Source organism: Salinispira pacifica (assembly GCF_000507245.1).
Lineage (GTDB): Bacteria > Spirochaetota > Spirochaetia > DSM-27196 > Salinispiraceae > Salinispira > Salinispira pacifica.
In genome coordinates this window covers 1,717,578-1,730,469 of sequence record NC_023035.1, presented here as the reverse complement: position 1 = coordinate 1,730,469, position 12,892 = coordinate 1,717,578, and the positions used below count along the sequence as shown (strand labels likewise).

At 52.6% G+C, this 12,892-nt stretch carries 10 protein-coding genes; 4 read left to right on the top strand and 6 right to left on the bottom strand.

Annotated features, from left to right (window positions below):
* The first annotated feature begins 1 nt into the window (after position 1).
* Genes L21SP2_RS07655 through L21SP2_RS07640 form a run of 4 tightly spaced genes read left to right on the top strand, consistent with a single transcriptional unit; the run spans position 2 to position 6,195 of the window.
* Positions 2-1,435 (top strand): hypothetical protein, encoded by a 1,434-nt coding sequence (locus L21SP2_RS07655; RefSeq protein ID WP_024267930.1) that lies wholly within the window; start codon positions 2-4, stop codon positions 1,433-1,435.
* A gap of 8 nt (positions 1,436-1,443) precedes the next feature.
* Positions 1,444-3,228 (top strand): motility associated factor glycosyltransferase family protein, encoded by a 1,785-nt coding sequence (locus L21SP2_RS18575; protein ID WP_024267929.1) that lies wholly within the window; start codon positions 1,444-1,446, stop codon positions 3,226-3,228.
* A complete protein-coding gene (locus L21SP2_RS07645) occupies positions 3,221-4,996 on the top strand; it encodes a 6-hydroxymethylpterin diphosphokinase MptE-like protein (protein WP_041401344.1) in 1,776 nt (591 codons plus the stop codon). Before L21SP2_RS18575 ends, L21SP2_RS07645 begins: the two co-directional genes overlap by 8 nt.
* A complete protein-coding gene (locus L21SP2_RS07640; RefSeq protein ID WP_024267927.1) occupies positions 4,993-6,195 on the top strand; it encodes a nucleotidyl cyclase domain-containing protein in 1,203 nt (400 codons plus the stop codon). The genes L21SP2_RS07645 and L21SP2_RS07640 overlap by 4 nt, the downstream gene beginning before the upstream one ends.
* Before the next feature lie 16 nt (positions 6,196-6,211).
* Here L21SP2_RS07640 and L21SP2_RS07635 read toward each other — a convergent pair whose 3' ends face one another.
* From L21SP2_RS07635 to fabV, 6 genes are all read right to left on the bottom strand, one after another.
* The gene (locus tag L21SP2_RS07635; protein WP_024267926.1) at positions 6,212-7,264 is read right to left on the bottom strand and encodes a DUF4340 domain-containing protein; all 1,053 of its coding nucleotides are present in this window, start codon (positions 7,262-7,264) and stop codon (positions 6,212-6,214) included.
* A 3-nt stretch (positions 7,265-7,267) separates the two neighbouring features.
* Positions 7,268-8,950, bottom strand: coding sequence for a GldG family protein (locus tag L21SP2_RS07630; RefSeq protein WP_024267925.1), 1,683 nt, complete (start codon positions 8,948-8,950; stop codon positions 7,268-7,270).
* On the bottom strand, positions 8,951-9,688 hold the full coding sequence (locus L21SP2_RS07625; RefSeq protein WP_024267924.1) for an ABC transporter permease: 738 nt from the start codon (positions 9,686-9,688) through the stop codon (positions 8,951-8,953). It lies immediately after the preceding gene.
* Positions 9,685-10,632 (bottom strand): ABC transporter ATP-binding protein, encoded by a 948-nt coding sequence (locus tag L21SP2_RS07620; RefSeq protein WP_024267923.1) that lies wholly within the window; start codon positions 10,630-10,632, stop codon positions 9,685-9,687. Before L21SP2_RS07620 ends, L21SP2_RS07625 begins: the two co-directional genes overlap by 4 nt.
* A 66-nt stretch (positions 10,633-10,698) precedes the next feature.
* Complete coding sequence (locus L21SP2_RS07615; protein WP_041401342.1) at positions 10,699-11,637, bottom strand: ribonuclease Z; 939 nt, start codon at positions 11,635-11,637, stop codon at positions 10,699-10,701.
* A 17-nt stretch (positions 11,638-11,654) separates the two neighbouring features.
* Complete coding sequence (gene fabV, locus L21SP2_RS07610) at positions 11,655-12,830, bottom strand: enoyl-ACP reductase FabV (RefSeq protein ID WP_024267921.1); 1,176 nt, start codon at positions 12,828-12,830, stop codon at positions 11,655-11,657.
* Positions 12,831-12,892 lie beyond the last annotated feature (62 nt).

Below are 12,892 nucleotides of genomic sequence, written 5' to 3'. Positions count from 1 at the left end.
CATGGGGCTTCTTGCCAGAGTTAAGGAATATCAGAATAAAACTGCTCACTCCGAACATCGGGGTGGGCTTCTCCAAAAGGCCCGGGAACTCAGGGAGCGCAGCCCCCATGAATCTTCTCCCGCAGCTTCAGAGATTTCATCACAGCCGATAATTGACGGCAGCACCCCTGACATAAACGAGGAAGAGGATCTGTTTGAGGAAGTTCAGTTCTCTGATCAGCCCGGGGAAGTTGCCCCCGCGGGTGATCCGGCTGATATTCTTATACCCGATGAGCAACCCTTCGATGATGATCTTGATCAAATCACAGAGATACATCTCTCCGATGAAATCCCCGATGACGAAGAACCTGAGTCCTTCCCCGACGAGGATGTGAATGACCTGAAGGATTTTCTCCAGGATAAGCAGCGTGCAGAGGATGGGGTCAAAGAGGATTTTCAGTCAGTACCGGAAACGGAAAAATCAGAACCTGAACATTACGGGTCATTTCAATCCGAAAAAACAGCGGAGACCGAATCCCCCGGCGATGCGGCAGAGGATGAATCAGATGAGTTTGCCCCACGGGCAGGCCTGCTGATTCCTCAGGTTCTGGCCGGACTGGGGAGCATTCCCCGGGGGTTTGAAGCTCCATATATGGCGTGGGGAATTTTACGTGATTTCCTGGGAATACAACAGGGAGCCCTTTTACTCCAGGATCATGCCGAAGATACCCTTATCCCCTACTCTGCCAGCGGACTCACTTTTGACAGCCTCCAGAAACTCAGGATCGAATCGTCTGATCTGAAAACCATGGCATCTCCGGGGAGAATCCGGGATCCGCAGCTTCTTGAACTGTGGAAGCGGCATCTATCTATCCGGGAGGCCGAACTGCTGGAAGAACTGGTGATCATTCCAATGGGAAAGGCGGAAAACGGACTGTGCATTCTATTTAAAACTCCGTTGTTCTCACTGAATGATGAAACTCTCTTGATAATCAGCACCACCCTTGCAGAAGGCCTGGGGAAAATGCTTCAAAACAGCCGAACCATTCTGCTGAACAACATCAGCCCCCGTTTTATTGTAAGTATGAATGAATTTCCGAAGCTTCTTCAGGATGCCGTAGAAAATGACAGCTCTCTGATTCTCGGACTTCAGCTGGAACAGATATTAAACAACCTCATTCAGGCTTCACCTGATGCGCTGAGAAAGCGGGTTGCTTTGGATGTGATGAGGGTTATCGGCAGCATCGTTCAGGAAGACGGAGCGGTTACATCGGATTCAGATTATATCTACATATTGTTCAGCGATATTGAGGATATTGATCCTCAGCTCATTAAGGAGCAGCTGGAATTTTCCATTCAACAGGCTTTTTCCACAGAACTTCCGGGAATACAGTTTGTGGAGTTTCAACCCCGGGAAGTTGGTCAAATACTCCGGCATATAACCCGGCAGTCCTGAGTAAAGCCGTGGCATTCTACAGGGTAATTCCCCTTCAAAGCGGGGACTTTTCCATCCAAAGTGACTCCGGTTATCTGCACAGTCGCCGCAATCCCAGAAAAGAAGCGTCACGGGTTGCTCAAAATGTAATTCAAAACTCTGGCATATCAAAGCGTGTCCACGGCAGCCGCCCCATTCATGTTCTCTGTGTAAATCCCGGATTGGGATATATTGCACAGGAAATTCTCAACTACTATCCCCATGCTGATATCTACGGAATATACAGCGATCCCAGGCTGCTTCATACCATCCGCGAACAATCTCCGGATCTGCTGAAGCAGTTTACCGGTACGGTGTTTTCTGTTTCGTCCCCCCGGGAGCTCACAGTTTCGACCTCCCAGACATTTACTGCGGAGGAGGAAACTTTTCTAGAGTCTCTTTTTTCTGACCTTCGGATCATGAATTCCCTTGTAATCCCCTGGCCCGGAGCCCGGAATGTGCCTGGAAATGATGCATTATTATCAGGAATACAGGAAATCATGGCATCATCCCAGAAGCAGCTTCAGACCAAAATGTTTTTCGGTCCTCTTTGGATCCGCAATTACCGAAAAAATCTGGCACGGCTTTCCTCTGCAAATAGCGGAGGTGCACCACCGGGACGACCTATGCAAAAGTCCCGGTCCGGGCAACACAGAGGGGTAATTCTTTGCGCTTCAGGTCCAAGTCTTGAAGAAGTTCTGCCTCTTTTGAAGAAGCATCTGCATGAACTGTCCCCGTCCGGCAATTCTTCCTCCCGGCCGGAAATATGGGCTCTTCCGTCGGCTCTGAGAGCCCTGAATTACTGGGAGATCCCGGTGGATTCTGTGGTGAGCATAGACGGAGGCTACTGGGCGGGGGTGCATCTGAGATATGCAGCATCAGCGGACTTGATCCGCATTTCTCTGAGTGCCGCAATGCCTGAACGGCTTCATTCATTGTTTCACGGTAAAATTGCGCTCTTTTCCCTGAAGATGCCCTTTGAGATGGACGGCTGCGCCCTGGAAACCAGTCCTGAGCGGGGATCGGTGCTGTTCACCGCACTTGATTTGATCAGAGCCCGCTACCGGGGAAACTGTATAGTTATCGGGGCGGACTTCGCACGTTCCAGAGGGCGAAGTCACTGCAGGCCCCACAGCTTCGATGAGTTCATATCTTCCAGAACCTGCCGTACCTCTCCCCTGGAAACAGAGATGTTTCGACGCAGTATGGGAGATCAGCTTGATATGTACGCCAGGTGGTTTCAGGCACATGTGTCAGCGATACCCGGCGTCTACAGGCTCAGGTTGAGCGGAAAGCAGCTGGATCCCCGGGAAGGTATCTCAGCTGCTGATGCCTGGAAAATACTTGAAACGAGCCCCCCCTTCCCTGACTCAGGGAAAGATGACTCTGTTAGTGCACCCTCCCCCGGTGCGCCCTCGGCCGGTGCATCCCCTGTCGAAGGCTGCGGGATTTACCCCCCTCCATCGGCGGCGGAGTGTAGCCGGCTGTTTTCCCGATATCATTCCAGGCTCGATTCCCGCCTCCCATCACAGACCGGTTCCCGCCATCCGGAATCGGAGGAAGAGGATAATTCCTGGATAATCGTTCAGCGTCTTGTATATTCCCGGGGAATTGCACTGAAACACGCACATGGCCGCTGGCTGTCAGGAGAGGATGAAGAGGAATGCATTGCCAGGGTGTTGGAGAACGATTTTAAGGCACAACGGAAAAACGAAAGGAATAGTGAGAACGTCGAAAACGGCAAAGCAATGCCCAAAGGGGAGCCGGATGAATAACGGGGACAAAGCTTCAGATTACTCTTCCTATCAATCCCCACGTCGGATAATCCATCAATGGAAAACTTCCAGGAACGGTTATCCGGTTCCCGGGGTTCAAAGGGGTGATACGTTCATTGCACTGCATTCCATGAGAGATCCGCTGAGGGAGGCCGAACGGGTGAGCCGTCAGTATAAGGAGTGCAATTATCTGATCATCATCGGTGGTGCAGGCCTGCATCACATACCGCCCCCGTCACCCCAGCGGCTTATCCTGCTCATAATCCCTGACAGTGCCATCTACCTTGACGATAAGGCCCGCCCGATGCGGGAGGAAATCCTGCAACGCAGGGATGTGCTGATATGTGCGGCGGAGAACCGTGAGGATCCGCCTGGTGAAGGCTTTTTCCATCAGATGGACCTGCTGCTGAAAAACAGCTACCGCCCTCTCTTTCACCCGCGGCTGGACGTATACGGCCACCCGCCTGTGGAACGTCTTCTGCCTGACCTCTTTGGAGCAATCAGAGAGCGCATACAGGAGAGTCTCGACCAGCTCCACTCTGATTATTTTACCCAGAAACGGTTTGGGAAAATGTGGTTCCTGAACATGCTGCGAAATTCATCATACAATGCCGCCGAAGTTCAGAGAACACTTGAGAAGGAACAGGACTCAAACCATGAGCTCTCCCTGGAAAAGCTGCGCACCCGTGTGGCAGGCAGGTCGGTAACAGTTCTGGGTGCCGGTCCCGGACTGGATGATTATCTTGATCAGCACGAATCAGGAGAGGTAATTCAGGAGTCGGGACCCGCATCATCCCGGCAGTCTGTATCTCCATCGGCCGGGTCACCGCCGATTCCAAATGAATCCGGGCAGAAGTCGGGTCAGAAGTCCGGGAAGGAGCGGCCGGGTACCCCGGTGGTCATTGCGGCGGACTCTGCCTTGCCTTCCATGATTGCCCGGGGGTTGGCCCCTGACGCAGTGGTATCCACAGACCCCCAGTTTTTCAGCCTGCTGCACCACATCCCCGGAACGGGCGGTCTTCTGCTCTGCGATCCGGGAGTTCACCCGGCAATTTTGAGGATGTACGCCGGGAGATCCTCGTTCATTTCCACGGCTCATCCCCTGGCCCACAGCGGTTTGTTCAGGGATGCTCCGAATCTCCACCTTCCTTTTCATTTTACCCAGGTGGGAGGAAGCGCAGGAGCTGCAGCACTGGCCATGGGTGCAGCAGAGGTGCGCTTTTACGGGTTGGATTTCAGCTACCCCGGGGGAGCGGCATATGCCAGGAACAGTTATCAGCATATCTGGGCAGGTGAACACGCCCACAGACTGAACCCTGCAGAGCATCATTTTTACCGGCTGGTATCCGGTGACGGCAGGAATGAGTATCGTCGGGACCATAACGCTGGGGTGTATTTAAGCACCCGATTCGAAGGCTACAGGAGAGAATTTGAACAGGGAATGAGCAGCCTGGGTTCACTCCGGCGCTCCGGGAATTCCTACCTGTTGAAACCGAGACCCCAGGAACATCCCACCCGCCCTGCGAAAAATACAAAGCTGTTCAGGGACTATGGCGCGGCGTTGAACCGTTTAACAGAGAAAGACTGTGCCCAATTTATGAAGGAACAGTACAGGGTGAGCAATAATGCCGAGCTCCGGCAACTGTATACCCCCCTGCTCCCCCTGATGTACCACATGCTCGGGGATGAAGATAAAATCGATTCACATTCAGTTTTTCGTGTTATTCAGTTTGCAACTCGACGAATCTCCCATATAATGATGCTATGAGTTCCAGACTCCATAAGATATTCACCAGTATAACTATTCTGTTTTTCATCACCATTCTTACGTTTTTTATAATAATGCTCAGCGCCATACGGTTGAATAATATTCAGAGTGTGGAAGAGCAAATGAAAAGAGATATTGATGTAGTTGCCGCCGACGGGGGGAGCAGAGAAAGAATTCTTCAGCGCTTAATGTCCCCGCAGGGAACCTCCAAACTCAAGCTTGCCGCCATCTACTCGCCGGACAGAGGGCTGTACGGACTTTGGAGTGTCTCCCCCTCTTACGTGGAGGAGCTGCCGGGAGATCCCGCTTCACTGAGAGGAACCCCGCTTTTCACCTACAATGGAATATATGAAGAATTGGTGGAACTGCCCATCCCCGGCTATTCCGGAGAGAAAGCCGCCGTTATCTATCAGGTATTGTCAGCCCGGGATCTCCGCCCCATCGTAGAAAACCTTTTATATATGATTTCCGGCTACGCCCTGTTCATCGTGATTTTTCTCTTCATCAGCATTTCAATCGACCGAAACGGCAAAGAACAAAGTTTTGAGTACAGCGGAGCAACAGTACAGGAGGGTGCTCCGGAGCCGGAGACCCCGGAACCCGGGGAGCGGAATGCCGGGAAATCAGGCGCAGCGGAGTATTCAGAAAGAGCCCGTTCAGATCAGCAATCCGGAAATGCCCGCAGCCATCGACAGAAAAATGACAAAGACTTCAGTGCCGGGGAAAACGAAATCTGGCCTTCGGATCTGATGAAGCTCCGGCTGAATAATGAAATTGAGCGTTCTGCGGAAAACGAGTCTGATATCGGTTTCGCGGTATTCAGACTCCACAAAAAGCTGGTATCCGACACCCAGGCTCTCTCCCTTTTTGAAAAGGAGCTTTTGAAGAGTTTCCGCTATGAGGATTTGATTTTTCACATACAAAACGGCTACTACGGCATAATTCTGCCGAATCAGAACCAGGATGAGTGTGTAAAGCAGATCGAACGATTCCAGCGGGTCTGCGATTCTGAATCAATCAATACTGAGAATGTTTTTATCGGACTTTCAACCCGTTCAGGCAGATTGATGAGCGGAGACAGGCTGATGAAGGAAGGAATCAGAGCCGCATCCATGGCGAATCCGGGCAACGGAGGTTTCATCCAATTCAAGGCCGATCCCCGTAAATACCGGGCTCATCTCAGCGGAACTCCAGGCTGATTCCGGTTTCAGAGTTTCAGAAAGCAAGAAACCGTTCGAACTCCCGTTCTGACATCTCCAGGATTCGCGGCATTCCCTCCCCGGAAGTGAACCACGGCCCTCTGAGAGGTTCAACCAGATAGCGGGGAGAATGCCGGCTTCCCGCTGTGTCCAGACGATACACGGCCGCTTCCAGAATTTCCGATCCCCTGGTGGTTACTCCCACCCTCAACTGCAATACGGCATTGTCAGGAACCACGCCCCGGACCGAGTACAGAGATTCTGCTTCCATTCTTATAAGAAGATCTGCTGCTGAACTGACGGCTTCGGGACTCTCCGGGATATCTCCGTCGTCAGCAATCCAATTCAGCCGACCTTCCCGGGTCCAGACCGTGCTGTCCCCGTCTGCATAGATACGGTAAAACTGTTCAGCCCTTCGTGTGGTCCCATCCCGCAGAGGCTGCCACAAACGCATCTCAACCCAGTATTCCGGGCTCTGATCCAGATAAAACCCCATATCCGGAGAAACCCCATAGACGGCGGCATCCTCCGCATAGCGAAAAAACATCTCGGAAGTATCAGGATTATACAAGCCGAACAAAAAGGTTTCGATTCGCCTTCCTCTGGAATCAAAGAGAATAACTTCTGCGGGAGATCCGGATCGCCGGTTTGTCCGACGGGAGTCATATTCGAGGCCGTACGATGAAAAATCGCCGGAGGTTGCAACAGTTCGGGTATATGTCATACCCAGCAGGTCATCCAGGAATGCCCGGATCCGCTCTTCCCGGGCTCTGTTCTCTGTACCTGCGGTCATATTCTCAACCAGCCAGCCTCCTTCGGACTTCCGGATGCGCAGTATGGTGCCGGCGTCGGATCCTCTGATCTCCAGAATCCCCACGTCAATGCTTGATTCCAGACGGTCCGATACCCCTGCGGGATCGGGGTTTCTGCGATCCCTACGCAGAATATTCCCGGCGAAGAGAATCAGAAGGAGAAGAAGTATGACTGCTGCCTTCACCAGCAGATTTCTCCCATACTGCTGCACAGTATCCGACCGTTTTTTTCGGGGTGCTTTTTCGGGGCTGGACATGATTCAGTTTTCTCCTCTACCCGGATCGGAAGATTCCGGAAAATACGGTGCTCTGCGAGCCATTCTTCTTCGCCGGAAAACGCGCAGCAGTCCATAGAGGATCACAATGCCGGGGGCGGCGAACATGCCGGTGAAATACGCAAGATCCAGAATCCGACGGCGCTCCAATGGAGATGAAGGGGCGTCCAGACGCCCGTTCCTTCCGCCTCTGGTGCGCAGCTTCATCAGCTCTTCATCTCCCAGAAGGTATTCCACAAGATTTTGCATAAAAATAATATTGTAGCTTGAGCCGCCGGTCTGATATAACTCTCCGGGAAAATCACTGTCGCCGATAACAATCAGGTTCACATCATCTGCGGAACTCAGGGCACGGGGATAATTCACAGCCCTCTGTCTGAGAATGTCCGGGAGAACTGTAAAATGGGAGGTAAGCGAACCGCTGAGTTCTGCTGCCAGCACATACTCCCCCCTTCTGTTCTCTGCCTGCGTCATGAGAGCAGCGGCTGACGCCGGATCACTTTGCGGATCGGACACATATACAGAATCCGGACTTGACCTGAGAAGAACAGAGATCTGCGCCTCTCCGGGGTTTTGAGAACCGGGGTTTTGAGACCCCGCTGTTCCGGTGCCCGGCAGTTCTGAGCCCGTAATTGTCAGCGGACTTGCCCAGAACAGATCAAGAGCCTGAAAGCGTGATGTGACCGGATGGGAGGGGTGCACTTGGGATGCTGACAACCGCAGCCAGGGGGGATACTCTTCGTAGCGGTTCACAACAGCCCTTCCTTCCTGGCGCTGAACCGGAATCTCCATGTTTTGTGAATCAAAGACCCAACCTGGCTCTATCCTGATGCCGTAGCTCTGAAGCATGTCCAGCATGGGATGATCGCTCACATCTTCCAGGGCCAGGTTCTCATCCACGTGGACGGCAGTCCCTTCGGCAGCAATGATCACCCCCTTGCCCCTCAGAATCAGCTGTTCGATGGCATACAGATCCCCCTGATCTAGCCCGGCATATCCAAGCACCGCCAGAGCGTCGATTGAAGGCGGAAGAGCATCTCCGGGGGAATAAAGCTGCAGGTTGTAATACTGTCCCAGGAATTGAATCAATGTCTGATAATCCCGGTGAGAGGCATGGGTGCCGCCTGAAACAATCCCCAATGAAGGCTTTCTATCATTGCCCAGGGCCACAACCCTTGAGCTTAGTTCATATTCAAGCCCCGACGAATTCAGAGCCAGAGGAATCACTTCCATGGCGTCCCGGTATTTCAGGACGATCCCGCTGTATACCGTTGCATAGGTCTGTTCGCTGCCCTCGACAATTTGAAGCTCCCGCGGGACTATTCCAAAATCTTCCGGTCTGGCCTCTTTTCCATCATCAATGTCTTCGGGATTGATAACTGTGACCTGAAGTTTCCCCCGGCTCACACGCTGAAACTCATTGAGAAGGTCGTGAACCTCCTGAATTTCGGGAACCCGGGATGCCAGCCCCGGAGAAAGGTAATAGGTTACATCAAGCCGGTCCTCCAGGTTTTCCAGCAGATTACGGGAATATGCGCTGATACTGAACACCCTGTCACGACTGAGATCCAGCCGAAGATAAAACTGCTGGAAAATCAGCGCCAGCAGAATAAAGATAACCAGGGTGAGGATAATACTGATGGAAAGATAATTCCTGTATCTCATCATTCAGCTCCATTTCCTGAGTCTGATAACAATGGCGTTTGCGTACAGAAACAGCACCGTCATCAGAACAAAGAACCCGAAATCCCGGCTGTCCAAAACACCCTTGGAGAAACTGTCAATGCGGTAATTCAGACTGAAATAGCGGAACAACCCGGCCATCCAATCGGGAGTAGCGGTCAGCTCCTGGAGGGCCTGAAACAGCAGGGTGAACATCAGAAGGAAGGCCATGGTAATCAACCCCGCAGAAACCTGATTCCATGTAAGACTTGAGATCCACAGCCCCAGGGAGATAGACGCCGCTCCCAGAAGCAGTGATCCAAGGTACTGGGTGAACAGCGGTCCGTATGCGAAATCGCCCAGAGCACTGAGTATAAGAAGCATGGGAAGGGTCAACAGGACTATTATTGTGTAGAGAAGTAACACTGCCAGAAATTTCCCCAGAACCAGCTGAAAACCGCTGAAGGGCAAGGTGAACAGAATTTCACCGGTACCGCTTCGATACTCCTCCGCCCATACGCGCATGGTAAGAAGGGGAATCATCAGAATATTGAAGAACGGAAGCACAGAGAAGAACTCCCGGAATGAAGCATAATCCCGGGCGGCAAACTGATGAATTCTGAGAAACCAGACGGAACTGAATACCAGAAAGAACAGGGCAACAACATAGGCGGAGGGTCCGTTGAGCATGCTGCGCAGTTCCTTCCGCACCAGAGAAATGACCGGTTGAACGGGGTTTTTCATTCCTCCTCCTTTGTGAGCCTGCTGAAAAGATCCTCCAGACCGGGCCGGATAGGAGTAAGCTCGCGAATAACAACCTGGTGTTCCACTGCCCATGAAAACAAAAACTCATTTCCCTGGCCGGCCTTGCCGGTCATCACCACCTCATACATCCCGGAGGAATCTGTTCCCTCCGGGGGATTCACGGGCTTCAGGCTCGCCACTTCAGCGCAGCTTTCCAGTTCGGAGACAAGCCTGCTGTCAATATCCCGGAAGCGGATCCTGTATGCTTCGGAGCTTCGCATGTTACCGGCAATGGTTTCGGGGCTCCCCTGGGCGGCGATGGATCCCTTGTTCAGAATAAGAACCCGGCTGCACAGGGCTTCAACCTCCTGCATTATATGGGTGGAAAGAATGATGGTCTTTTCCCTGCCCAGACGGCGGATGAGTTCACGGATATCCCTGATCTGATTCGGATCCAGACCGCTTGTGGGTTCATCCAGGATGAGAATATCAGGATCGTGGAGAATTGCCTGGGCCATCCCCACACGCTGTCGGAACCCCTTGGACAGGCGGGAAATACGGCGGTGGAACACATCTTCCAGCCCGCAGGATTCAACCGCAAAACTCACCCCCTCCCGGATCCGGCGGGAATCTGAAAGCCGGACACGGGCATGAAAATCCAGCTGCTCGGCCACGGTTAATTCGGGGTACACGGCTGCATGTTCCGGAAGATACCCGATGAGGCGCTGAATTTCCCGGGATTCGCCGGGGATTTCCATGCCCCGTATCTTCACGGAACCGCCGCTGGGGTAATGACAGGAAGTAAGGATTCGCATAATGGTGGTCTTGCCGGCGCCGTTGGGCCCCAGCAGGCCCACAATCTCATTCCGGCCCACTTCAAAGCTGATATTTTTCACCGCAGTAAAGCTTCCGTAGGATTTATGCACATTGTTCAGGGAAATCATATGCCCCTCTCCAGATTGAGAATACGCGTTTTTCTGTATGGTAACGGGTTCTGTGACCGGAGCCGGTCAGGATTCTTCGTAGGGAATGGTGAATTGCTGCCGATCCCTTGTGAGAACCATGGATTTGAACTCCTCCCGGGCTTCCTTCAGAAGCAGTTTCAGATCCTTTTCGGTGTAGCGGGGGGAAAAATGGATCAGACCCGCCTGCTTCACATCCGCTTCCCGGGCAATGATTCCTGCTTCCCGGGCGGTCATGTGCCGTTTCCTGGCAGCAGTTTCAGCCAATGCGGTTTCAAACATGCCCTCGCATACCAGAAGATCCGAATCCCGAACCTCATCAATAATAGAAGGGATAAATGATGTGTCGGTTACATAACTTACCTTGCGCCCGCTTCTGGGAGAGCCCAGCACCTGGTCCGGGGTTACGGTACGGCCGTCATCCAGCTCCACATCCTCGCCCCGCTGAAGGCTGGACCACAGCGGTCCCCGGGGGACTCCCAGACTGAGGGCCTGTTCAGGGTGAAAAATTCCCGGCCGTGGCATCTCGGTGAACGAATATCCCACACATACTCTGGTGTGTTTCAGAGGAAAGGATCTGATATGATAGTCTTCACCGCTGAACACCACCTGGGGTACCGATGGGTCCTGTATTTCAATCACTCTGATTTCGTAATTAATATACATTTCCAGAATCCGCCGGCTGGCTTCAACGTATTCCCGGATCCTGGGCGGACCAATCACATAGAGAGGCTCTTCACGGTCCACCTGGGAGGAAAGCATGAGCATTCCCGGCAATCCGGTAACATGATCCGCATGTGTATGAGAAATCAGAATTGCGTTGATTTTCTTCCAGCGGAGATTCAGCTTCCGCAAACTTACCTGTGTGCCCTCGCCGGCGTCAAAGAGAAAAAGGTCCCCTTCCCTCCGGAGGAGCATGGATGTGAGATGTCGGTGCGGCAGGGGCATGCTGCCCCCGCTGCCGAGAATAAATGCTTCCATTGTCATAGCGATGGGCTAATGTATCAGAGACGTAGTTGAGTATCAATATCAGCTTCATAATCCACGTCGTCTCTTCCGAAACCGTGAAGTTTGAGAAAATCCCGGTTGTAGGCTTCCAGGTCCCCCAGCTCATTGATATTATCGCTGTTCACCCTGGGCCACAGGGCGTTCACCTCGTCCTGCACCTCCTGCTTCAGTTCCCAGTCATCCATCCGTATACGGCCTTTCTCGTCGGTCTCAGGAGAATTTGAATAGAGTCTGGAAGTGAACATGCGGTACATCTGCTCGATGCATCCTTCATGGAGATTTTTTTCCTTCATGATTTTGAACAGCAGGGCAAGATACAGGGGCACTACGGGGATTACCGCAGAAGCCCGGGTAACAAGTGCCTTGTTCACCGAAACATAGGCTCTGCCGCCGCCGGTTTTCAGCCGGTCGTTCAGCTCAAGGGCAGTGTTTTCCAGATGAGCCTTGGCCTGTCCGATTGTTCCGTCACGATACACGGCTTTGGTTACATCCGGTCCGATATAGGAATAGGCAATGGTTGTCACATCATCGGTGAGCACATCGGCGTTTTTCAATGCCTCAATCCAGAGCTTCCAGTCATCTCCGCCCATTACCCGGACGGTCTGTTCTATTTCATCTTCATTGGCGGGTTCGATGCTGGTTTCAGAAATCTCTCCGGTCTGGGGATTGATGCTTTTTGCAGTGTAGGTCTGGCCGATGGGCTTCAGAACCGAGCGGAATGTGGTGTCGCTGTCAGGATCCTTGCGTACCGGACTTGCCAGGCTGTACACCACCAGATCGACCTTACCCATGAGGGACTTCACTTTTTCCGCCGTTTCAGCCTTCACCTCATGGCTGAAAGCGTCGCCGTTGATGCTCTCGGCGATGAGTCCCTTCGCCTTTGCTTCATGTTCCAGGGTCTCATTGCTGTAATAGCCCATGGTTCCCGTTCGCTTGGCGCTGGGTTCACGCTCAAAAGAAACTCCGAACGTGTTTGCTCCGGCTCCGAAGGCGGCTACTATCCTGCTGGCCAGTCCGTATCCGGTGGAAGCGCCGATAACCAGCACATTTTTCGGTCCCTGGAATGATGGCTGGGAGGAAACATAGGATATCTGATCCAGGACTTCCTTTTCACACCCCTCAGGATGAGCATTCATACACATATTACTTCGAATCATCGGCTTAATTACCATAGTATTTCTCCTGGTACAGGGTCCCAGAGCAGCCCGAATAGGAGCGGATCTAAAAATAACTG

Bases quoted from the DNA above. Each gene is read 5' to 3' on its own strand.
- L21SP2_RS07655 (WP_024267930.1), top strand. From the start codon at position 2: ATGGGGCTTCTTGCCAGAGTTAAGGAATATCAGAATAAAACTGCTCAC.
- L21SP2_RS07645 (WP_041401344.1), top strand. From the start codon at position 3,221: ATGAATAACGGGGACAAAGCTTCAGATTACTCTTCCTATCAATCCCCA.
- L21SP2_RS07640 (WP_024267927.1), top strand. From the start codon at position 4,993: ATGAGTTCCAGACTCCATAAGATATTCACCAGTATAACTATTCTGTTT.
- L21SP2_RS07635 (WP_024267926.1), bottom strand. From the start codon at position 7,264: ATGTCCAGCCCCGAAAAAGCACCCCGAAAAAAACGGTCGGATACTGTG.
- L21SP2_RS07630 (WP_024267925.1), bottom strand. From the start codon at position 8,950: ATGATGAGATACAGGAATTATCTTTCCATCAGTATTATCCTCACCCTG.
- L21SP2_RS07625 (WP_024267924.1), bottom strand. From the start codon at position 9,688: ATGAAAAACCCCGTTCAACCGGTCATTTCTCTGGTGCGGAAGGAACTG.
- L21SP2_RS07620 (WP_024267923.1), bottom strand. From the start codon at position 10,632: ATGATTTCCCTGAACAATGTGCATAAATCCTACGGAAGCTTTACTGCG.
- L21SP2_RS07615 (WP_041401342.1), bottom strand. From the start codon at position 11,637: ATGACAATGGAAGCATTTATTCTCGGCAGCGGGGGCAGCATGCCCCTG.
- fabV (WP_024267921.1), bottom strand. From the start codon at position 12,830: ATGGTAATTAAGCCGATGATTCGAAGTAATATGTGTATGAATGCTCAT.